We start from the raw sequence: 21,375 nt of genomic DNA on the forward strand, positions 1-21,375 counted from the left end.
AGAATCCTTATACGCCAAGCGTCTTATTGATGGCTTCAATGACTCTGTCCGATTGGAACGGTTTAACGATAAAGTCCTTGGCTCCAGCTTGAATCGCATCAATAACCATCGCTTGTTGGCCCATGGCAGAGCACATAATCACTTTTGCGTTCGCATCGACTTTTTTAATCTCTTTCAGCGCTGCGATACCATCCATTTCCGGCATCGTAATATCCATCGTAATCAGATCTGGACGAAGTTCTTTAAATTTCTCGATTGCTTGCGCACCGTCCTGTGCTTCTCCCACAACCTCGAATCCGTTCTTGACCAATATGTCACGGATCATCATTCTCATAAATGCAGCATCGTCCACAATCAGAATTCGGTTAGCCATTGATAAAAATCCTCCCTAAAATGTTTGTGCTATTGTAATTTTTGAATCCGGTCCCATTGGCTTACGATATCCGTCACGCGTACACCAAAGTTCTCATCGATAACAACGACCTCGCCTTTGGCAATCAGTTTATGATTGACAAGGATGTCTACAGGCTCACCGGCAAGCTTGTCCAACTCGATGATCGAACCTTGTGACATTTCCAGGATATCCTTAATTTGCTTTTGAGTCCTCCCTAATTCTACGGTGACTTTAAGGGGAATGTCCATCAGTAAGTTCAGATTGTTTTCATCCACCTGGGTGTATGGCGCAGATTGCAGATTAGCGAACTGTACGGGCTGTACATTCACATTACGATTTGGCATGCCGCCATACTGTTGCGGCTGCCCTTGGTAAGGCATCTGCGGCTGTCCATATGGCATGGACTGCGGGATCTGTCCTCCCTGTCCTTGCACTGGCTGGCCGTAGCCTTGTCCGTAGTCGAATCCTTGGCCCATGTCATTGCCATTAACAGGGTTAGCCGGTGCTTGAGCCGGTTCCTGTGTACTGACAGGTGCTTCCACCGTCGGCGCGGCTTCCTGCTTCGCAGGCTGCGGCTCTTCCGTCCCGTTGATAAGCATGTGAACCATATCCTTGGAAAAATGAACGGGAAGCAGCTGCATAATGGTTGAATCAATAAGGTCACCGATAATTAATCGGAATGAAATCTTAATCAATGTTTCATCCGGCGGAAGGTTGTTAACCCCTTCACCATTGGCCATATTCAGAATGTCAATGCCTGGCGGCGATATATTGACAAACCGGTTAAAAATCGTTGACATGCTCGTTGCGGAAGAGCCCATCATCTGGTTCATCGCTTCCTGAACGGCACTGATATGAATCTCGTTGAGTTCCTCTTCCACGGGGTTGCCTTCCCCGCCTAACATCAGATCAGCAATGACCTGAGCATCACGTGTTTTAATGACTAGAGAGTTAATTCCTTCAAATCCATCCACATAAGTAACATGTACCGCTACATGCGGCTTCGGAAATTCTTCCTCAAACTCGCTTCGCTTAATGATCGACACTTTGGGTGTCGTGATATCCACTTTTTTGCCCAGCAAGGTAGACAGAGCGGTTGCAGCACTCCCAAAGGTAATGTTACCAATCTCACCAAGCGCGTCCTGCTCTAGAGGTGTTAATACATCATCGACAGTCGCCGCCGAAGGAATTGATGCTGGTGATGCCATTTCCGACTGTTTTAACAAAGCGTCGATTTCTTCCTGGGATAAATAGTCTTTACTCGTCAAATTCTTCAGCTCCTTCGATGACAATTTCATCGATTTGTACAGCAACCCGGTCTTTTATCGTTCCGGGACTGCCAATAAACTTTAATCTGTCCCCAACCTTTATGGAAAGTCCATCATGCATCGGTTTGTTTAATGAGATGACGTCGCCGACACTCAATCCTAAAAATTCGGACACGGTAAGCTGTGAAACGCCCAGCTCGGCAACAATCGGAAGCTTGGCTTTACTTACACGCTGCTTAAGAGCGTCTACTTCCTCCGGAACACTCGCTTTTTTCTCCGAGATAAACCACTGATGCGCCGATAGCTTGGACATGATCGGTTCCAGCACCACATGCGGGATACACAGATTAATCATCCCCGTGGTATCGCCGATTTTGGTGCTAAGGGAAATTAGCGCAATGGTTTCGTTCGGAGAAACGATCTGCATAAATTGCGGATTCGTTTCCAATGCCTCAAGGCGCGGTGAGATGTCCAGCACCGTTTTCCACGCTTCCTGCAGACTATCGAATGCCCGGCTGAAAATGCGCTCCATGATGATTGTCTCGATTTCGGTCATCGAGCTGACGGAAGAAGGAGCAATACCCGTTCCTCCCAGCAAACGGTCCAGCATCGCGTAAGCAATGTTCGGATGGACCTCAAGCACCATGCGCCCGACAAGCGGTTCCGCCTCGAATATATTAAGAACTGTCATTTTGGGTATGGAGCGAATAAATTCATCATATGGAAGCTGTTCAACCTGCACCACATTGATTTGCACAAAAGTACGTAATTGCGCTGAGAAATAAGTAGTAAGATATCGTGCAAAATTCTCGTGAATGCGGGTCAAGCTCCGAATATGATCCTTGGAAAACCGGAGTGCCCTCTTAAAATCATAAGAACGAATTTTCTTTTGCGTTTCCTCTTTTTTCAGTTCTTCAGCATCCATTTCCCCTGAAGAGAGAGCGGCCAATAAGGCATCGATCTCATTCTGCGATAAAACATCAACCATCTACTCACCCCCTTACAGGTCGTCCGACGAACAGTCTAGATACCTACGATCATTACTTCTGTCATTTCGATTTGAATTAACTGCCCGGACGTTAACGACTTATTGATCAGGTTCTGCAGCTTGCCAATAAACTGTTCGCGCCCTTTGGAGTCATTAAGCAACTCGGGTTTCGTGTCGGCCAACGTTTTGATAATAATCGGTTTGATTTTAATCTCCTTGATTTTATCGAATTCTTCCTTTGCTTTTTTGTCATTAAGCTGAAAAGCAAAGGCCATCTGGGCAATATGTTCAGGATCAGCGAGATTCGTCTTGATCCCGGTGATTTCCGAGGTCATCTTGACGATCTCATCGGCTGACAACTTGGATAAAGCCGCTGCATTAGCCGAAGCCTGACTTTTACTGTTATCGAATTTGTCCGACAATAGGAAAATCGCGACAACAATCAACGTAATAGATAACAGGATCGTAATTAACCAGGGGAGCATCTTTTTCATGAAGGTTCCTCCAATTGCTGCACTTTAATGGTAGCTTGATGAATGCCTACCTCGTGATGATACGCCTTAACGGAAGCGATGATTTCATTTGCACGTTCAAGCACAATCATGCGCTTTCCATTAATCAATGTAATGTAGGTGTCAGGAGTCTCCTCAACCATTTCTATCAACAGCGCGTTAAGCCACAACTGCGAACCATTTAACCTCGTTACCGATATCATGGACAGCCTCCTTGTTTAATGAGGGAGGGGGCTCCCCCTCCCTCTCCATCCTTATCGTTTCAGATTGACAACTTCTTGAAGCACTTCGTCCGAAGTCGTGATAATCCGGGAGTTGGCTTGGAAGCCGCGCTGTGAGACAATCATTTCCGAAAATTCGCTGGTCAGGTCAACGTTGGACATCTCGAGCTGTCCAGCGATAATGGCACCCGTCCCTGCCTCAGCGTCGTTCGCTTCAAACCTTACGGCATCCAAGTCGCCATCCGGGATTGCATTCAGCGTTACGCGATATAAATTGCCGCCGATCTTCTCCAGACCTTCCGGATTCGGAATTTTCGCAACGCCGATGATGGCTCCCTCTTCCGTTGTCCCGTCACTCATCTTCTGAATGATGGCGCCATTCTGCGCAATCGTGAATGCCGTTACATCATCGTCCAACTGGATAGGATCACCGTTCGAATCAAGAACGAGCATACCGTCCGAAGTGACCAGGTTACGCGCAACGTCTACATGAAAGTCACCTGCGCGGGTCAAGAAAGCCATATCTTGATCCTCGCTAAGCTTCACCATGAAAAATCCGTCTCCGTCGATTCTCAGGTCCGTTGGTTGATTGGTAGTCATTGCGCTCCCTGGTGAATGCAATGTATCGATCGAGCCGATCGATACACCAAGACCGACCTGCTTCGCGTTTACACCACCGGTAGGATCGTCGGTTCCCGGTGTAACACCGGACATCGTTTGGCTGAGAATATCTTTAAACATGACACGTCCCGCTTTAAACCCAACTGTGTTTACGTTGGCAATGTTATTACCAATGACATCAAGCTTGGTTTGGAAACCTCTCATTCCGGAAATACCGGAATACATGGATCTTAACATCGATTTTCCTCCTTTGTTATGGACCGCTTCTGTCGATCAGCGGCCGCCTGGCTTCCTCACGGGCCAGCCAGATTTATGAGATAATAACTGCACTATCAATTTGCGTGAATACGTTGTCCTTCATCGCTTTACCATCCATCGCAGTGACCACGGTCCGATTCGGAATATTTACAATGAGAGCCATATCCTTCATCAGAATGAGTGATTCCTTACTCCCCTTCGCAGCAGCTTTGTCCACCGCGCTCTGGATCTGCGCAAGCTGATCACCCTTTAATTCAATGCCGCGCTGCTGAAGTCTCTTCGCCGCATGATTGCTGATTTTAAGCAGATTCTCATTTAAAAGTTCCTGGAACGTCCCGGCGGGTGGATAAGCCTGAGCTTGTCCTATCTTTCGCTCATTATGAAGAGCCGCGGGATGTATTTTTCCAGGGTATAGATGGCCTATCATCATGCGGTCACTCATGGCGCTGTTCCCCCAGGCTCTTCTCCCCCTCGTCCGGGATCTCCGGCTTCAGGAACTGACGGATCGGGATTGCCTGTTTCGGGTACGGAAGGATCCGGATTGTTTATTTCAGGATCTGTCGGACCTGAATTCAATGCATCTGGATCATTCTCGGTTACAGCGTTCTCGATTTTCACAATCTGGTCAAGCGATACTTCACTGTCACCGACTTTGGCATAATGGACGCCTTCACGAACAATGATGGAATCTACGATACCGCTCTTCATGACGGACTCCGAACCATCCTCCGGCTTGAACATCCAGCTGATCTGTTTACCGATCAAACTTGAAGCAGCGCCCAGAGACTGACTCATCGCCGTTAATTGAGTATTGATATTCATCAGCTGCTCCAGGGAAGTAAACTGGGCCATTTGGGCAATAAACTCCCGGTCCTGCATCGGCTGAAGCGGATCCTGGTGCCTTAATTGCGTAATCAGGATGCTCAAGAACTGATCCTTTCCAAGCTCCTGGCCGTTTCCGTTTTTACTGCTGACATTCCCTTTAGCATAGTTGGGCCACATATTTTTCGTAGATACCGGATTAGTTGCCATCCAAGCTCACCTCCTCACTGTTAGGCTTTCGCGGTAAATGTTCCTGCTTGTACAAGTTCATCGTCGGCTTGATGCTCAGCAATCCAATCGTTCAATTCTTCCGTCAGATTTGCGGCCAGCACGGCATCATCGGAAGGTCTATCCTTCTCCTTTGAGCGGTGCTGCGGCTGCTGCTGGCCTGATCCAGGCTGACGGCCGTCTTGATAAAGATTCGCATTGGAAGGCTGGCTGCTCTGCGTAACTTCAATTTTCTCGATCTGCAGCCCTTGAGCTTGCAATGCGCTTCGAAGCTGTGCCATTTGCTGGTCAATCAGCTCTTTAGCATCCGTCGAACGTGTCATGAACTGGGCGATTAATTGGCCATTCTGCATCGTAAGTTTGATATCTACTTGACCCAGATGTTCCGGATTCAAGGAGATTCTCGCTTCCGTAAAACCGGTTTGTTTCACGATTTCGAGCTTATTAATAATGAAGGAAGTCATTTCGCTTCCAAAGTTCTCAACAGGCACCGGCGGAGCTGCAGGCTTTACTGCAACTTGCGTACCTGAACGCAGGGCTAGCTGACCGGCAGTGACCGTTCCTTGCCCCAACAGCGAATCGCCTTCGTTAATCACGAACTCAGTTGCTGTACCATCAGCGTCGGTACTTGTCGTCAGCGATGACCACTTGGCATTCGCTTGGCCCGTTGTTTGTGATGAAGCCGACTGTCCTGAAGTATTCGTGGATACGTTAGACTGAACGGCATCCGGTTGCTTTTGGGCCAGAATGTTATCAAAACTGCCGCTTGCCTTACTCTCCCCGGTCCCTGTTCCTTGACCAAGCAGACTATGGAAAGATTGGACAAGCTGTTTTACAGCAGCTTCGGTAGTCAGATCCACCTGACCAGATTTGGACAGCATCGATGCCAGCTGGCTGATCGTATCCTGTACTGCAAATCGAATGGTCTCTGGTCTGGAAGCCAATGGAGATATCTCATTCCCATCCGAATTTTCTTGTGCTTGAGGAGAAGCTCCGCTCAGCATAAGATTCGCTTGCGTTAGCCAGTTCTGCAGCTCTTGCAATAAGGATGGATCCTCCATTAATGCCTGATCCATGGTGTCCAGCTCCTGCAGCAAACCTTGGAGCAATTCCATCAAGCCTTCAAGTGATGCATCGGTTTCCGAAGAATACTGTGTTAGCAAGGATTCCAGCTTGGCAGCGACTTCCGTCGAAGTTGTTGAAGCGCTGTTACCGCTGCTGTTCATCTGGTAAGCCAGTGTCGCATCAAAGGAAACAGCCGCTGTCGTTTGACCCGCCGCGCTTGTCTTTCCGCTTCCCGAGGGACTGCTCACGGATGAAGACATGTTTTGTACCGTTATTGTCATCGTCTTATTTCACCTCCTTTCCTGGGGATGGAGATTCATTTCAGAGCTTATTTAGAGCCCATCAGGCGATTCAATATCTTTGCTGCCAGCTCCGCATCTTTCGAGGACATCGCATTTAAAATCCGTGAACGAGTAGCATCATCCACTGTATTTAAAATGGTCATGGTCTTAGCGGGACTGATCTTGTACGTTTGCATCAGCAGCTCGGCAGCATTGGCGGGTGTCATTCCGGCAAAGGTCTGATTCAACTGGTTTTTATCCAGATTGTCGGATGACTTCTTCTGCGCTGCCTCCGTTTCGTTCTTCTTGAGTCTGGATTGCAAAGCCGCGATGGCCAAATCTTCAGAAGTCTCAGCATCTTTAAGCATCATGGTTACATCCGCTGCCGTTTTCGGATCCATTTTCTGCAGAATGGCAACCCGGTTGCTGCTCTTCATCTGACTAAGCATAAGCACCATTTCTTCCTGCGTAAGGTTTTGCATAATCGGTGCGGCTTTGCTTGGACTCATGTCGGCGTAGAGCTTGGACAGTTCACGAATCTGCTTGGTATACGCGTCTTCCTCTTCTGTCTCACCGCTTGTCGGTGTGCTCTGCATCGAATCAATCTGGGTTTCCAGCTCTTTCACCTTGTTTTCCTGTGCTGCCTTTTGCTCTGATACTTCATTTAATGTTTCTTCACGTTCGGCAAGCTGCTTCTTGAGTTCAACAATCGTTGCTTCCGCGCTTTCTTCCTGCTGCTTCGCTTCTTTGAGTTTCTGCTCTTCCGGGGTCAGCACCGGATCCGGGACCCAGTTCTTGATAACCGGAATTTTATTAGCTACATCGATTAGTCCATCCCGCACATCGGCTCTAAAAAATACGGCAAGCGCCCCGAGCAGAACAATCGTGAATATAGCAGGTACCAAAATCAACAGTATCCGTTCAAATCCTCCGCCTGATTCTTCCTTATCAAGCGGCATGTCTTTTCGTGCCACTCTCATTCCTCCTTCGCGGTCATAACCCTTCGGTGTTTGCAAACCTTATCGGGCTTTGATCGCAAAACGTACCGTCGCCATTTCGTCCAGCTCGTTTTGTTCCCGAAGGAGACTTTCATGCCGGAACTTTTCTTGGGATTTATCTCTTGCCTTTAACCACACTTTTTCGTCAAGCATCTTATCAGACAATACCTTTTGTTTCTTCGTTACATTGACATGAGCGATTCGTATGTCATCCCGTTTCCGCTCAATGCATTCTTCCAAGTACTCTGCATATACCTGAATGTTTCGGATCTCAGCAACCGGCACGCATCGCGATGCCACCTCCTGCTGAGCGCGATACATTTGATCCCGCATCTCATACAGCTCATTCAGACTTTTCTCTTCTGCCTGCAGCTTCCCGATGGCACTTGACAGCATCCATTCGGCTTGCGTTTTCTCGTTGCTTTTCAGGTCTACGATTTTCTGGAATGCATAATGAAATTTCATTCTTCAAAGTCATCTCCTTGAAAACTCGGAAATCAAACGTTCCTGAACCTCATTCAATGTTGTCTTCTCATTCACTTTTTGCTTCGTGAAATCCCATATTTGGCCGATATATTCAATCGATTCATCGATATCAGCATTCGAGCCCTGTTGATATGCCCCAATATTGATCAAATCCTCCGAGTCCTTGTATATCGCCATCAGCCGCTTTACGTTCTCGGAAGCATCGATTTGTTCCTCCGGCGAAATATCTTTCATTACGCGGCTAATGCTAGCCAGCACATCGATAGCCGGGAAATGCCCTTTGTTCGCTATATTCCGGTTTAAAACGATATGACCATCGAGGATCCCCCTGACCGCATCCGCGATCGGTTCGTTCATGTCATCTCCGTCTACCAGCACCGTGTAAAAAGCGGTAATCGAGCCCGTTGGCCCTGTGCCTGCGCGTTCCAGAAGCTTCGGCAGACTTGCAAAAACAGACGGAGTATAACCACGCATGGCCGGCGGTTCTCCTACGGCAAGGCCTACTTCACGCTGCGCCATCGCATAGCGGGTAACGGAATCCATCATCAGCATCACATTCAGGCCGCGATCCCGGAAATATTCAGCGATCGTTGTAGCAATCAAGGCTCCCTTAATACGGATGAGTGCCGGTTGATCCGAGGTCGCTACAATCACGACGGACCGTTTTAACCCCTCGGGGCCCAAATCCCGTTCTATGAAGTCCAGCACCTCGCGTCCACGTTCTCCGATCAAAGCAATGACATTGACATCGGCAGATGTGTTTCGAGCGATCATTCCCATCAGAGTACTCTTCCCGACACCAGATCCGGCGAATATGCCGACCCGCTGGCCTTTGCCGATAGATAGCAATCCGTCAATCGCGCGGACGCCGATGCTGATCGGCTCCTGAACCCTCGGCCTATTGAGCGGGTTCTGAGGGACATTATGGGTTGAATAATGCGGCATACGCGCCGGAATGATAGATCCGTCCAGTGGTTGTCCCAATCCGTCGAGCACTTTGCCCAGCAGTTCCGAACCTACCTGCACGCTCAGGGGTTTGCCGGTACCGACTACATCACAGCCGGGACCAATAGAGTGAAGCTCGCCGAGAGGCATCAGCAACACTTTGTTGTCTCTAAAACCCACAACCTCCGCTTTGAGCGGCTTGGATTGCTTCGTGGGATAGATGTAACAAACATCGCCGATGCTTGCATCCGGACCTTCGGACTCCACCATCAACCCGATAACCTGCGTAACTTTGCCGTTGATGCGAACGGGGTCCAGATGTTTCAGATAATCCATATACCGCGCGCTATTCAGCTTCTTCATCTTGATTTCTCCGTTCCTCATCATCAAGAGCGAACCGCACGAGTTCTTTTTTGATCTCGGCTAGCTGTGTATCGATGCGGGCATCCACGCTTCCGAAGGAAGACCTGATCACGCACCCTCGATCTTTAACCGTGGAATCCGGCAAAATTTGAAGTTCTGCCTGAGAATCGATCGATAATCCGAGCTCTTCCCGTGCTGCGTATACAAATTCGAATTGCTCAGGAGCTACGCAAAGGGAGATGACTCCTTTTTCCCGCTTGCGTGCCAGGTTCTTTCGAATCAACTCCAGCGTGAAATCAGGTTCAATCGCAAGCTGATGATCCAGTACTTTTTCCGCTATGCTGCAGCTGAGCTCCACCAAGAACGGCTCCGCTTCCTGAATTAAATCATCCTTAGCTTGATGGGCGAGCTGAAGCAATTCACTCGCTTGCAAAGTCGCTTGCTCCATCAGTTCCTTCATCTCAAGTTCTGCCTTGGCTGAGCCCTCGGCGTATCCTTGGTTAAACCCTTCCATCTTCAGCGTTTCAGACAAATCCTCGTCCTGAAGCCTTCTTTCGGTCCACCACGCTTCAATCTGCTGCTGCGCTTCACTCAACAGCCGCTCCGCCTCTTCCGAAGCCTCACGGATTTGCCTTTCGGCAAACTCTTGAGCATCCTTCAGCATCTCATGCTTTAAGCGTTCAGCTTCAGCCAGCGTCTGTACAACAGCCGGCTCGGCAGTCGGGGGAGTATATTCCTCGACCGTTTCCTGGGTTGGTGACGCGTAACGACGAGCAAGATCCAACTCTTTCAACACATCCATCGGTTTATAGTGGGACGATTTGATCAAGTTAGACAATGATGTCATCTCCTCCGCCGCGAGCAATAATGACCTCGCCCGCTTCTTCGAGTCTTCGGATCGTGCTTACAATCCGCGTCTGAGCTTCCTCTACATCACGCAGCCGCACCGGTCCCATGTATTCCATTTCTTCGCGGAAGGTTTCGGCCATACGCTTGGACATGTTGCGGAAAATGACATCCCGTACCTCTTCGCTTGCCACCTTGAGTGCAAGTTGTAAATCGGCGTTCTCGACATCGCGGATAATACGCTGTATCGAACGGTTGTCCACGTTGACTATATCTTCGAATACGAACATCCGCTTCTTGATTTCTTCTGCGAGCTCAGGATCCTGGATTTCCAGAGAGTCGAGGATTGTTCGTTCCGTTCCTCGGTCAACGCCGTTCAAAATTTGAACGATGGATTCAATGCCACCCGCACTGGTGTAATCCTGCGTAACCGTCGCCGACAGCTTCTGTTCCAGCACGCGTTCCACCTGAGCGATGACTTCTGGTGAAGTACTGTCCATGACTGCAACCCTACGCGCTACTTCGGCCTGCTTCTCTTGCGGAAGCGAAGATAGGATCGCGGATGCCTGCTCGTATTGAAGATAGGACAAGACGAGTGCAATGGTCTGTGCATTTTCGTTCTGTATAAAGTTCAGGATTTGGCTTGGGTCCGCTTTGCGGGCAAAATCAAACGGTCTTACTTGAAGCGTTGCTGTCAGTCTGTTGATCACTTCCATCGCTTTTTGCTGTCCAAGTGCCTTCTCCAAAATCTCTTTAGCGTAATTAATACCGCCTTGCGAGATGTATTCCTGGGCTAGACAAATTTGATGAAATTCCTGAATAATGCTATCTTTCTCATCACTGTCGACTTTGCGAACATTCGCAATCTCCAGCGTTAATTGTTCAATTTCTTCATCTCGAAGATGCTTAAATATTTGAGCGGACACTTCCGGGCCAAGTGTAATGAGCAGTATAGCCGCTTTTTGACGTCCGCTTAACATTTGGTTATTTCCCTTAGCCAATGCTTCCACCTCTATTCCTCAGCTAGCCATGTGCGAAGTAAATTCACGAATTCATCTGGCTTCTTCTTCGCCAAGGTTTCGAGCTGCTTACGAACCTGGCTTTCATTGGTTATACTTTCGAGATTAATCGATGGGAATTCCGTAACTGGCGGAAGCTGAATGTCATCTTCAAATTCTTCCTGCTGCTGTCTGCGTCTGCGGATGATGAAATAGGCTCCTCCAGCAATTAACGCTAACGCAGCGATACCAATCCCCCATAATACAGGTTTTGAAAAAACGGTTTTCGGATTTTCATCCGCATTTACATTAAATACCTGTGAAATAACCGAAACTTTTTTGGACAAATCAGCGTCTGTATAAGTAGAGTCTGTATCCGAGAGCGACGCTCGTACAATATTAACCAGAATGTTCTGTATTGCCGTTCTTGTTGCATCATCCAAAGTTTGTTGTCCGGCAGGTGGTTCAACCGAGACATTAATGGTTAAATCTTTAACAGTATATGGACTTGCTATGATATCCTTCGTAATCCGGTTGACTTCATAGTTAACGGTTTTGGAGAGCTCTTCCGAGTTCGTTTCTCCACTTCCAGAATCGCTAGGATATCCCGGAACAGCTTCTTCGCCTACACCGGCCACTCCGCCGGTTGGACTACTGGTTCCCGAATAGTTCTTCTGGATCTCCTGAACACTGAGCTCAATCCCCTTCATTTCTTCTTCATCAACAGGGGTTACGATGTTTTCTTTGCTCTGCACCTGATCAAAGTTCAGTTTCGAGGCAACCAGGACATTAACTTTATTCGATCCCATGTATTGCGAGAGAAACTGCTGAACATTTTGCCTAACATCGCTTTCGAATTTTTTCTGAAGCGCGAAGTTTTCTTCCACCTTGCCCATCAATCCACCTTGACCGCCTTTAGCTGTTGCGAGCAGCTCGACTTCGTCATTGGTGATTGTAATGTTCTCAACCGGCAAGTTTGGAATGGCTGTCTTCACCAGGTTGTAGTACCCGTCAATGACTTCTTGATTAGGACGATAGCCCGGTTTGAATTGCACAACTACGGAAGCACTGGCTTGATCTTCGTTTCCGTTCTTGGCAAATACACTTTCTTTTGGCAGATTTAATAATACCGTTGCATCTTGGACGCCCTGCATTTTCTCAAGCAGTCGTTCTACTTCGCCATTCAGTGCATTTACATATTTCACTTCGAATTCGTTATCTGTCATCCCGATGGCCGATGCGTTCTTCTCGAAGGTTTCGAATCCGATCGTACCATTCTGTACAAGTCCTTGAGACCCTACATCAATCTGGACTTTAGCTGCGCTCGTACTCGGAACCAGGATGCTTCTGCCATCCTCGCTCAGCTTGTAGGAAATCCCTTGAGTCTCCAGGTGGCTGATGATTCCTGCGGCATCGCTGGAATTTAGATCCCGGAATGCTACTTCGTACTTCGTCTTAGAGAACTGCATCGTTAGTACGATTAGAGCAATCAAAACAAATGCTATTGTAGCGATTAACATTATTTTTTGTTTGTTGCTGAATTGGTTCCAATACTGGGTCATTCTCTCCCTATATTGGGTAATTCTCTCGTTCACATTGTCACCCCATCCGAAACTTTGCTAGAAACATTTAGATTTGCGTGCGCATGATCTCTTGATAGGCTTCTACCACTTTGTTTCGGACCTGTGTTGTGAGCTGAATGCTCAACAGAGCCTGTTGGGCGGATATCATCGCCTGATCTACGTTTACTTGTCCAATCATTAATTTATCGCTCATGACATGAGCATTTTGTTCCTGTGCTGCCACAGAGTTCAGTGCTTCATTCAGGTAAGAGCCAAAATCGCGAATCGATTCGGAAGGAGTCGCTCCATTTTTCACTTGCTCCTGCAGTTGAAGCGGCTGTACGCCCTGAACACTGAACATTGCATTTTGAATCATCTCTTTCTCTCCTCCTACAATATGGGCTTATGTATTTTCACTTGTTATCTACCGATCTCCAATGCCTTCATAATCATCGCTTTCGAAGCATTTATCGCAGTAACGTTAGCTTCGTAAGAACGTGTAGCCGCTAGCATATCCACCATTTCCTTCGTAATGTCCACGTTAGGCATAAAGACATAGCCTGCCGCATTTGCATCAGGATGTGTAGGGTTATATACCTGTTTCAGCGGGGTTTGATCTTCCCGTACCTGGGCAACCTTTACCCCTTGTCCCACATTCTGTCCATTCATCTGTGCTCTAAGAAGTCCTTCAAACGATTCCTGCTGCGGCTGTAACACAACTGTCTTTCGGCGATACGGAACGGCTTGGCCATTCTCGATTCGTGCGCGTGTAGTTTCTGCATTGGCTATGTTGGAGGAGATGACATCCATTCGAAGCCGTTGTGCTGTTAGAGCTGATGCATTAATACCGAAACTATTGCTAATATTCATGAACCCTATCTCCCTTCAATAGCTGTACGCATCATTCGAATCTGCTCATTTACAGCTTGTATGTATGAATTATAACGGAGCTGATTCTCTGCAAGCAGCGACATTTCTCTGTCTGCATCGACATTATTCTGGTTGTTATTCATGGAGCTGCTGCCATCCTTCATGACTGAAGCATCAGGAATCCCCCCGGTTGGACCAATGACAAAATGCCTGGGATCTGTTCTTCTGCCCTGAAGTGACAATTGGGCCCCATCCATTTCTTTTTTCAGAAGACTCTCAAAGGATACCTCGGATCTCTTAAAATGAGGAGTATCCACGTTGGCGATGTTGTTTGCAATCACATTGTTTCTGAGATTTGCTGCATCCAACCCGCTTTGAAGCCGTTGAAAAGAACTATTATTCAACAGGTTCACTAGCTCATTCCTCCTGACTGGACTTTGCAGAAAGGTATTCCACTCTTCCTAGCTAAATCCTCTTTTTTCGACAAATCATATAATCCGTATGAACTAACCTAGGTCTTAAGTAGAAAAAGACAACATGATGTCACATAAACTAAGTTTCTTAAAGATTGGGACTTTTTACAATAAGAAAAAAGCCCTATCTTTTACCAAAAAGAAGGGCTTTGTGTTCATTTTTATCCGGTTTTTTTCTATATTATTGCAAATCGTACCACTAAATCTGTAAAATTTAAGCGATTTTTCCCGAAGGGTAGGTCCTGCTACGAACCATAAAATTCACAAAAAATTACGAAATCCGTCCCGATTCCTTCCAACATGCGAAAGCGCTTCGACAACTTGCTAGTAGGGTCATGATGAATATCGACAATTATTTCCTTTCGCATACCCGGAAGATAGACCTATATGCATGCAACTACAGAATATACTGGCTCAGATCCCGGTCCTGGGCGATGCCGGCAAGTTTCTCCCGGACATACTGCGGCGTGATCACCATGCGGTCCAGCGTCAACTCAGGCGCTTCAAATGACAGGTCTTCGAGGAGCTTCTCCAATATCGTATGAAGTCTCCGCGCGCCTATATTCTCCGTGTTCTGGTTAACCGAAGCCGCGATTTGGGCGATCTCCCGTATTGCTTCTGGGGAAAACTCAACCTCAAGATCTTCAGTACGCAGCAGATTGACGTATTGCTTGGTTAGTGCATTTTTCGGCTCGGTCAAAATGGATACAAAATCGTCGAGTGACAAGCTGCTGAGCTCCACCCGAATCGGAAAACGCCCCTGAAGCTCGGGTATCAAATCCGATGGCTTCGCAATATGAAAAGCACCGGCAGCGATAAAGAGGACAAAGTCCGTTTTTACCGGCCCGTATTTCGTCATAATCGTGGAGCCTTCAACGATAGGCAAAATATCGCGCTGCACACCTTCTCTGGACACATCTGGACCTGATTGACGGCCCTGGCTGGCAACCTTGTCGATCTCGTCGATAAAGATAATACCGGATTGCTCTGCCCGACGAATAGACTCCTGAATGACATCATCCATATCGATAAGCTTACCAGCTTCCTCTTGCGTCAGCACTTTCCTGGCTTCCTTGACGGACAGCTTGCGGCGCTTTGTGCGCTTTGGCATCAGATTACCGAACATTTCCTGCATGTTCATCCCCATCTGATCATTGCCCTGCCCCGCAAACATATCAAACATGTTCGGAGCAGCATCCTCGACATCAATCTCAATCGTTTCATCTTCAAGCTTACCGGACAGCAGGTTAAAACGAACTTGTCTCCGTTTCTCTTTGAGACTAACGTCCTTATCGTCCGCATCCTCATCTTCGGCCTGGGTATCGTTATTGGCACCGCCAAACAGCATCTCAAAGGGATTGCGCTGACTTTTCTGTCCTTTGGTTGAAGGTGCCAACAGCTGAACTATCCGCTCGTTCGCCATTTCCTCGGCTTTGTCCTTTACCTTCTCGGTACGTTCCAGCTTCACCATCCGGATCGCGGTTTCCACAAGATCACGTACCATGGATTCCACATCACGCCCAACATAACCAACCTCGGTAAACTTTGTCGCCTCGACCTTGACGAACGGTGCATGGACCAGCTTGGCAAGCCTTCTTGCAATCTCCGTTTTGCCGACGCCGGTAGGACCGATCATCAGAATGTTCTTCGGTACGATTTCATCCCGCTCGTCATCTGTAAGCAAACTCCGGCGATAGCGGTTCCGAAGGGCTACAGCGACCGATTTTTTAGCGTCCTTCTGCCCTACGATGTATTTATCCAGCTCGGATACAATCTGTCTTGGCGTCATCGATTCTTTACTCATCGCGAATACCTCCACCCCTGATATGGCTATATGTTACTGTATGGCATCCTTACAGCTCTTCGACAATAATGTTGCTGTTGGTATAGACACACACCTCAGAAGCGATCTGAAGTGCCTCTCTGGCTATATCCTTTGCTTCCATATGTCCGGCATGTCGCTTAAGCGCCCGACCTGCCGACAAGGCAAAATTGCCGCCTGACCCTATGGCCAGCACATCATCATCGGGCTCGATGATTTCGCCGCCGCCTGAAATCAGGAGCATTCCTGTTTTATCCATAACAATCATCAAAGCCTCAAGTTTGCGAAGCACACGGTCTTGACGCCAGTCCTTCGCGAGCTCAACAGCGGCACGCTGCAGGTTTCCATGGTGCTCTTCCAGCTTGCCTTCGAATTTCTCAAATAACGTAATTGCATCCGCCACAGAACCGGCAAAACCGGCGACAACTTGTCCCCGGTAAAGACGGCGCACTTTCTTGGCGGTCTGCTTCATGACTACACTTTCACCAAATGTAACTTGGCCATCGCCGGCAATAGCTGCTGTGCCATTATGCCGTACTGCGCAAATCGTCGTGGCGTGAAAAGTCATTTCCATGATGGCAAGACCTCCCTAAGAAAATAAGATTAGATTGTATTTAGTTCGTTAGCATTAATAAATATTCGTACTCCGTCAAGAGCTCGGCTCGCAAGCGCTTCGTTTTTTTCCTTTTTGTTGCGAATGCGCTTCTCGAGACTCGGAAGAAGACCGAAGTTCGCATTCATCGGCTGGAAGTTATCGGGATCTGCATGGGTGATGTAGTAGGCCATACTTCCGATGGTTGATTCCTGAGGGAATACAATCCCCTCCTGCCCCTGAGCTGCTCTTGCTGCATTGATTCCAGCAATCAATCCGGATGCCGCCGATTCAACATATCCTTCAACACCCGTCATTTGTCCCGCCAGATACAGATTAGGCCGTGTTTTCACCTGATAGGTTTGTTCCAGCAGTCTAGGCGAATTAACAAACGTATTGCGGTGCATGACGCCGTAACGCACAATTTCGGCGTTCTCGAGTCCCGGAATCATGGAAATGATCCGCTTCTGTTCGCCCCACTTCAAATGAGTCTGGAAACCGACAAGGTTGTAGAGAGTACCTGCCGCATTATCCTGACGGAGCTGCACCACAGCGTGTGGCAGCTTGCCTGTATGTGGGTTCACCAATCCAACAGGTTTCATGGGGCCAAACAAGGCGGTTTGTTTACCACGCTTCATCATAATCTCGATCGGCATGCAGCCTTCGAAATAAATCTCCTTCTCAAACTCTTTCAATTGAGCGACTTCGGCATTGATAAGAGCGTCATAGAAAGCGTCAAACTCCTCTTCCGTCATGGGACAATTCAGATATGCCGCTTCGCCTTTATCGTAGCGGGATGCCAGATAGACCTTGCTCATATCGATGGAATCCTTTTCCACGATCGGAGCAGCCGCATCGTAAAAATAGAAATAGTCCTCACCCATCAGCTCACGAATCTGTGATGACAATGCGGGCGAAGTCAGCGGCCCTGTGGCAATAACAACGATGCCTTCTTCAGGTATATGCTGAATTTCTTCATTTACAACCTCAATTAAAGGATGCTGATGCAGGGTTTCCGTAATTTCTCCCGAAAAACCGTCACGGTCAACAGCCAATGCGCCCCCAGCCGGGACGGAATTGCGGTCTGCCGAACCGATGACAAGCGAGTTCAGCATCCGCATCTCTTCCTTCAATACTCCGACTGCGTTGGTTAAACCGTTCGCGCGAAGCGAATTACTGCATACAAGCTCAGCGAACTTGTCCGTATGATGAGCCGGCGTCTTCACGACCGGCCGCATCTCATATAATGTAACGGGTACGCCACGGCTAGCGATCTGCCAAGCAGCTTCACTGCCAGCAAGCCCTGCACCGATAACCGTAACCCTCTGTGAATCTGTCAAAGTCATTACCCCCTGTATGCCTTACAAATCTGCTGCATCGTCCTGTTCCTCGACCATTTCGGAATAATCACAAGAAGTACATTGAAGCTTGATGCCTTGCTTGCTTTTCTTCTCTACCATCAAACTACTGCAATTCGGACATGGCTTCGTTGATGGTTTATCCCATGATACAAAATCACATTCGGGATAACGATCACACCCAAAGAAGACGCGCCCCTTCTTGCTCCGGCGTTCCACGACATGACCTTCCTTGCATTTCGGGCACGCCACGCCGATATCTTTCACGATCGGCTTGGTATTCCGGCAATCCGGGAAGCCTGAGCATGCAAGAAACTTACCAAACCTGCCCAGCTTATACACCAATGGCTTACCGCATTTTTCGCAGATCTCATCGGAAACCTCATCTTCGATTTCGATTTCCTTCATTTCTTCCTCTGCTACTTCAAGCCGCTTTTCAAAGGATTCATAGAACTCTGCCAATACTTTGACCCAATCTTCGGAGCCCTCCTCCACATGGTCGAGGTCTTCTTCCATGTTCGCCGTAAACTCCACATTGAGAATTTCCGGGAAGAACTGCTCCATCTGTTCGATGACAAGTTCACCGAGCTCGGTTGGCATGAATTTTTTCTCTTCGATGGCAACGTAGCCTCTCTTCTGGATCGTCTCCAGCGTCGGTGCATACGTACTAGGACGCCCTATACCGAGCTCCTCCAGCGTTCGGACAAGACGTGCTTCCGTATAACGCGGAGGCGGCTGTGTGAAGTGCTGCTTCGGCTCAATATCCTGTTTCTCCAGAATGTCGCCACTATGAAGCTCTGGCAGGTATTTATCTTCCTCAGTCGTCCCGTCGTCGTTGCCTTCAACGTAGACCTTCATAAATCCAGGGAAACGAACCTTCGAACCCGTTGCGCGGAAGACTGTCTTGCCCGCGGTAATGTCCACAGAAAGCGTATCCAGCACAGCAGAAGACATCTGACTCGCCACAAAACGCTCCCAAACCAGTTTATACAGGCGAAGCTGATCACGACTCATGAACGGCTTCACGGATTCAGGATCCCGCAGCACCGATGTAGGTCGAATCGCTTCATGCGCGTCCTGAGCGTTGGCCGCTTTTTTCGAGTATTGTCTCGGGCTCTCCGGAACGAACGGATCACCATACTTCTCGGTGATGTATTCTTTCGCTTCTTCTTGAGCCGTGCCTGAAATGCGCGTAGAATCCGTACGCATATAGGTAATCAAACCGACGGTGCCTTCCTTGCCAAGCTCGACGCCCTCGTACAGCTGCTGGGCGACGGACATGGTCTTGGCAGCCCGGAAACCAAGTTTACGTGCAGCTTCCTGCTGCAAGGAACTCGTCGTAAACGGTGGAGACGGGTGGCGCTGACGTTCGCGTTCTTTTACTTCGCCGACTTGGAAGGAAGCATCCCGAATCGCTTCGAGAATTTCATTGACTTCCTGTTCATTGGTCAGCTCCTTCTTCGCGCCGTTAAGCTGCGTGAATTTGGCTTCGAATGCGGATCCTTTAATGGCCAGCTTAGCCGTAATGGTCCAATATTCTTCCGGAACGAAAGCGCTTATCTCATTCTCACGGTCGAGAATGATTTTGACGGCTACCGATTGAACGCGGCCGGCAGAGAGTCCCTTTTTTACTTTCTTCCATAGAATAGGGCTGATCTTATAACCAACCAGACGATCAAGGATACGTCTTGCCTGCTGCGCGTTAACCAAATCCATGTTAATTTTGCGCGGCGTCTTGAAGGCGTCCTTCACGGCCGTTTTCGTTATTTCATTAAATACAACCCGCAGGCTTTGAGTATCATCCAGCTCCAATGCATGCGCAAGATGCCATGCAATGGCTTCCCCTTCGCGATCGGGGTCAGCTGCGAGGTACACTTTTTTCACCTTTTTGCTAGCATCCTTAAGTTCCTTTAAGACAGAACCTTTTCCGCGGATCGTAATGTATTTCGGATTGAAGTCGTTTTCCACTTCAACCCCGATCTGGCTCTTCGGCAAATCGCGAACATGACCCATCGAAGCCTTCACGATATACTTGCTGCCGAGATATTTGCCAATCGTTTTCGCCTTAGCAGGCGACTCTACGATGACGAGTGAATCCGCCACAGGTTCATCCTCCTCTCCAACATTCAAACTTTCCCATTAAATGATCATATATATAGCACCGGGTAATTGGGTAATCTGCTTTTTTATGATTAAAGATAACAGAACTGAATGCAAATGTCCAAAATCCCACCGGGTGCGCTCGATCATCTCATCCAGCGACCCGGGACCCTGTTCGAGCATATGGTATATTTGTCGTTCGTCATTTGTCAACCCGGCTAGTTCATCCGGATGCTCCTGACGAGGGGCCCGCCGCTCCTTATTGTATGTATCCGAAGCCACTTTTGGCAACCAGGAATCATATTCTTCTATTATATCACTAGCTTGCGTGACCATCTTGGCCCCTTGCTTGATCAAATCCAAGGTCCCTCTACTCTTGGGTGAAGTGAGAGGTCCCGGAACGGAGAACACGTCCCTTCCTGCCTCCAGGGCTAAATCCGCCGTAATCAACGATCCGCTGCGGGCATCCGCCTCTACCACCACAGTACCTAGCGTGAGTCCCGCAATAATCCGGTTTCGCTGCGGGAAGAATCCCGGGAGCGCCTTGGTGCCAGGCGGGTATTCGGAAATGATAAGTCCCTTTGCCGCGATTTCTTCATACAACGATCGGTTCTCCGGTGGATATATCACGTCAATGCCGGCTCCGAGAACCGCTACTGTCGGTCCCCCGCTTCGCAAAGCCGTATCATGGACTACGCTATCAATGCCTCTGGCCATGCCGCTGACAACCATGAATCCTGCCCCTGCCAACTCCTCGGATAGCATCGTTGCAATCTTGCGCCCATATGCAGTAGGCATTCTTGTACCTACCACCGCAATCCCCGGCCTCGACAGCAGATGAGGATCGCCTATGCAATACAATACCCAGGGTGCCTGTGGTGAAGATTTTAACATGTCCGGGTAGATATCATCGAGGGCTGTTATAATACGTATTTTTGAACGGTTTGTCAAATTCCATACCCCAGCTTCATGTTGTCGAAACCCGACATCATCCGCACTCGAAAGATCGATCTGCTTTCTTTCGACAACGGTAGAAAAATCTTTGGCCAGTTTATTCGCTTTTTCGACAGATAGGCCACAGGCTCTCCAATCATTTGCATCATATGACAGCAGCCCCTGATGCAGTTCACCGTTCAATATGATTCGATTAATGGTCTTCCATCCGATACCTTCGCTTTCATGCAATGCGATGAGCAGTAAGCTATCCAGCTTCATAAACGGGACCTCCTTAAAATATAAAATCAAAAGCAAAAAAGCAACCCTTCATTCCCTATTCAGGAAATAAAAGGTTGCTTACCTTAAAT

General features: G+C 48.3%; 23 protein-coding genes. All 23 read right to left on the bottom strand.

What is annotated here, in order from left to right; genetic code table 11:
- Window positions 1–7: 7 nt before the first annotated feature.
- Window positions 8–373, bottom strand: a complete 366-nt coding sequence (locus ACOZB4_RS10920) for a response regulator (RefSeq protein ID WP_006211317.1) — start codon at window positions 371–373, stop codon at window positions 8–10.
- A gap of 29 nt (window positions 374–402) precedes the next feature.
- Window positions 403–1,662: a flagellar motor switch phosphatase FliY gene (fliY, locus tag ACOZB4_RS10925; RefSeq protein ID WP_339266224.1), complete on the bottom strand. Its 1,260-nt coding sequence runs from the start codon at window positions 1,660–1,662 to the stop codon at window positions 403–405.
- Window positions 1,652–2,650: a flagellar motor switch protein FliM gene (fliM, locus tag ACOZB4_RS10930; RefSeq protein ID WP_076324984.1), complete on the bottom strand. Its 999-nt coding sequence runs from the start codon at window positions 2,648–2,650 to the stop codon at window positions 1,652–1,654. The genes fliY and fliM overlap by 11 nt, the downstream gene beginning before the upstream one ends.
- 35 nt (window positions 2,651–2,685) lie before the next feature.
- The gene (locus ACOZB4_RS10935) at window positions 2,686–3,144 is read right to left on the bottom strand and encodes a flagellar basal body-associated FliL family protein (RefSeq protein WP_076324985.1); all 459 of its coding nucleotides are present in this window, start codon (window positions 3,142–3,144) and stop codon (window positions 2,686–2,688) included.
- Window positions 3,141–3,365: a flagellar FlbD family protein gene (locus tag ACOZB4_RS10940; protein WP_379404687.1), complete on the bottom strand. Its 225-nt coding sequence runs from the start codon at window positions 3,363–3,365 to the stop codon at window positions 3,141–3,143. The genes ACOZB4_RS10935 and ACOZB4_RS10940 overlap by 4 nt, the downstream gene beginning before the upstream one ends.
- Window positions 3,366–3,416: 51 nt before the next feature.
- Window positions 3,417–4,241 (bottom strand): flagellar basal body rod protein FlgG, encoded by an 825-nt coding sequence (gene flgG, locus ACOZB4_RS10945; protein ID WP_379404689.1) that lies wholly within the window; start codon window positions 4,239–4,241, stop codon window positions 3,417–3,419.
- A gap of 73 nt (window positions 4,242–4,314) precedes the next feature.
- A complete protein-coding gene (locus ACOZB4_RS10950) occupies window positions 4,315–4,704 on the bottom strand; it encodes a TIGR02530 family flagellar biosynthesis protein (RefSeq protein WP_076324987.1) in 390 nt (129 codons plus the stop codon).
- Window positions 4,701–5,294: a flagellar hook capping FlgD N-terminal domain-containing protein gene (locus ACOZB4_RS10955; protein ID WP_379404692.1), complete on the bottom strand. Its 594-nt coding sequence runs from the start codon at window positions 5,292–5,294 to the stop codon at window positions 4,701–4,703. Before ACOZB4_RS10955 ends, ACOZB4_RS10950 begins: the two co-directional genes overlap by 4 nt.
- Window positions 5,295–5,314: 20 nt before the next feature.
- The gene (locus ACOZB4_RS10960; RefSeq protein ID WP_379404694.1) at window positions 5,315–6,658 is read right to left on the bottom strand and encodes a flagellar hook-length control protein FliK; all 1,344 of its coding nucleotides are present in this window, start codon (window positions 6,656–6,658) and stop codon (window positions 5,315–5,317) included.
- Between the two features lie 47 nt (window positions 6,659–6,705).
- On the bottom strand, window positions 6,706–7,638 hold the full coding sequence (locus ACOZB4_RS10965) for a kinesin (protein ID WP_379404696.1): 933 nt from the start codon (window positions 7,636–7,638) through the stop codon (window positions 6,706–6,708).
- A gap of 39 nt (window positions 7,639–7,677) precedes the next feature.
- Window positions 7,678–8,121 (bottom strand): flagellar export protein FliJ, encoded by a 444-nt coding sequence (fliJ, locus tag ACOZB4_RS10970; protein ID WP_098747053.1) that lies wholly within the window; start codon window positions 8,119–8,121, stop codon window positions 7,678–7,680.
- A 9-nt stretch (window positions 8,122–8,130) separates the two neighbouring features.
- Window positions 8,131–9,450 carry a flagellar protein export ATPase FliI gene (gene fliI, locus ACOZB4_RS10975; RefSeq protein ID WP_379404699.1) on the bottom strand — a complete coding sequence of 440 codons (1,320 nt, stop codon included), beginning with the start codon at window positions 9,448–9,450 and terminating at the stop codon, window positions 8,131–8,133.
- Entirely contained in the window at window positions 9,434–10,288 is an 855-nt protein-coding gene (locus ACOZB4_RS10980; RefSeq protein WP_379404701.1) for a FliH/SctL family protein, read from the bottom strand. The genes fliI and ACOZB4_RS10980 overlap by 17 nt, the downstream gene beginning before the upstream one ends.
- Window positions 10,281–11,297, bottom strand: coding sequence for a flagellar motor switch protein FliG (gene fliG, locus ACOZB4_RS10985; RefSeq protein WP_071220479.1), 1,017 nt, complete (start codon window positions 11,295–11,297; stop codon window positions 10,281–10,283). Before fliG ends, ACOZB4_RS10980 begins: the two co-directional genes overlap by 8 nt.
- A gap of 11 nt (window positions 11,298–11,308) precedes the next feature.
- Entirely contained in the window at window positions 11,309–12,889 is a 1,581-nt protein-coding gene (gene fliF / locus ACOZB4_RS10990; RefSeq protein WP_379404704.1) for a flagellar basal-body MS-ring/collar protein FliF, read from the bottom strand.
- A 34-nt stretch (window positions 12,890–12,923) separates the two neighbouring features.
- Window positions 12,924–13,232 (bottom strand): flagellar hook-basal body complex protein FliE, encoded by a 309-nt coding sequence (gene fliE / locus ACOZB4_RS10995; RefSeq protein ID WP_076324995.1) that lies wholly within the window; start codon window positions 13,230–13,232, stop codon window positions 12,924–12,926.
- A 44-nt stretch (window positions 13,233–13,276) separates the two neighbouring features.
- The gene (flgC, locus tag ACOZB4_RS11000; protein WP_076324996.1) at window positions 13,277–13,726 is read right to left on the bottom strand and encodes a flagellar basal body rod protein FlgC; all 450 of its coding nucleotides are present in this window, start codon (window positions 13,724–13,726) and stop codon (window positions 13,277–13,279) included.
- Between the two features lie 5 nt (window positions 13,727–13,731).
- Window positions 13,732–14,139, bottom strand: a complete 408-nt coding sequence (flgB, locus tag ACOZB4_RS11005; protein ID WP_076324997.1) for a flagellar basal body rod protein FlgB — start codon at window positions 14,137–14,139, stop codon at window positions 13,732–13,734.
- Between the two features lie 457 nt (window positions 14,140–14,596).
- Window positions 14,597–16,003: an ATP-dependent protease ATPase subunit HslU gene (gene hslU / locus ACOZB4_RS11010; RefSeq protein ID WP_076324998.1), complete on the bottom strand. Its 1,407-nt coding sequence runs from the start codon at window positions 16,001–16,003 to the stop codon at window positions 14,597–14,599.
- A gap of 49 nt (window positions 16,004–16,052) precedes the next feature.
- The gene (hslV, locus tag ACOZB4_RS11015) at window positions 16,053–16,595 is read right to left on the bottom strand and encodes an ATP-dependent protease subunit HslV (protein ID WP_006211334.1); all 543 of its coding nucleotides are present in this window, start codon (window positions 16,593–16,595) and stop codon (window positions 16,053–16,055) included.
- Window positions 16,596–16,624: 29 nt separating this feature from the next.
- Entirely contained in the window at window positions 16,625–17,959 is a 1,335-nt protein-coding gene (gene trmFO / locus ACOZB4_RS11020; RefSeq protein ID WP_372238816.1) for an FADH(2)-oxidizing methylenetetrahydrofolate--tRNA-(uracil(54)-C(5))-methyltransferase TrmFO, read from the bottom strand.
- A 15-nt stretch (window positions 17,960–17,974) separates the two neighbouring features.
- Complete coding sequence (gene topA, locus ACOZB4_RS11025) at window positions 17,975–20,074, bottom strand: type I DNA topoisomerase (protein WP_076325000.1); 2,100 nt, start codon at window positions 20,072–20,074, stop codon at window positions 17,975–17,977.
- A 36-nt stretch (window positions 20,075–20,110) separates the two neighbouring features.
- On the bottom strand, window positions 20,111–21,286 hold the full coding sequence (gene dprA, locus ACOZB4_RS11030) for a DNA-processing protein DprA (RefSeq protein ID WP_379404709.1): 1,176 nt from the start codon (window positions 21,284–21,286) through the stop codon (window positions 20,111–20,113).
- Between the last annotated feature and the right edge of the window lie 89 nt (window positions 21,287–21,375).

Origin of the sequence: Paenibacillus sp. NPDC058898, assembly GCF_049316025.1 — a bacterium.
GTDB lineage: Bacteria > Bacillota > Bacilli > Paenibacillales > Paenibacillaceae > Paenibacillus_AQ.

Coding starts and splice junctions, on each gene's coding strand:
- ACOZB4_RS10920 (WP_006211317.1), bottom strand. CDS start 373: ATGGCTAACCGAATTCTGATTGTGGACGATGCTGCATTTATGAGAATG.
- fliM (WP_076324984.1), bottom strand. CDS start 2,650: ATGGTTGATGTTTTATCGCAGAATGAGATCGATGCCTTATTGGCCGCT.
- ACOZB4_RS10935 (WP_076324985.1), bottom strand. CDS start 3,144: ATGAAAAAGATGCTCCCCTGGTTAATTACGATCCTGTTATCTATTACG.
- ACOZB4_RS10940 (WP_379404687.1), bottom strand. CDS start 3,365: ATGATATCGGTAACGAGGTTAAATGGTTCGCAGTTGTGGCTTAACGCG.
- flgG (WP_379404689.1), bottom strand. CDS start 4,241: ATGTTAAGATCCATGTATTCCGGTATTTCCGGAATGAGAGGTTTCCAA.
- ACOZB4_RS10950 (WP_076324987.1), bottom strand. CDS start 4,704: ATGAGTGACCGCATGATGATAGGCCATCTATACCCTGGAAAAATACAT.
- ACOZB4_RS10955 (WP_379404692.1), bottom strand. CDS start 5,294: ATGGCAACTAATCCGGTATCTACGAAAAATATGTGGCCCAACTATGCT.
- ACOZB4_RS10960 (WP_379404694.1), bottom strand. CDS start 6,658: ATGACAATAACGGTACAAAACATGTCTTCATCCGTGAGCAGTCCCTCG.
- ACOZB4_RS10965 (WP_379404696.1), bottom strand. CDS start 7,638: ATGAGAGTGGCACGAAAAGACATGCCGCTTGATAAGGAAGAATCAGGC.
- fliJ (WP_098747053.1), bottom strand. CDS start 8,121: ATGAAATTTCATTATGCATTCCAGAAAATCGTAGACCTGAAAAGCAAC.
- fliI (WP_379404699.1), bottom strand. CDS start 9,450: ATGAAGAAGCTGAATAGCGCGCGGTATATGGATTATCTGAAACATCTG.
- fliE (WP_076324995.1), bottom strand. CDS start 13,232: ATGATTCAAAATGCAATGTTCAGTGTTCAGGGCGTACAGCCGCTTCAA.
- flgC (WP_076324996.1), bottom strand. CDS start 13,726: ATGAATATTAGCAATAGTTTCGGTATTAATGCATCAGCTCTAACAGCA.
- hslU (WP_076324998.1), bottom strand. CDS start 16,003: ATGAGTAAAGAATCGATGACGCCAAGACAGATTGTATCCGAGCTGGAT.
- hslV (WP_006211334.1), bottom strand. CDS start 16,595: ATGGAAATGACTTTTCACGCCACGACGATTTGCGCAGTACGGCATAAT.
- trmFO (WP_372238816.1), bottom strand. CDS start 17,959: ATGACTTTGACAGATTCACAGAGGGTTACGGTTATCGGTGCAGGGCTT.
- dprA (WP_379404709.1), bottom strand. CDS start 21,286: ATGAAGCTGGATAGCTTACTGCTCATCGCATTGCATGAAAGCGAAGGT.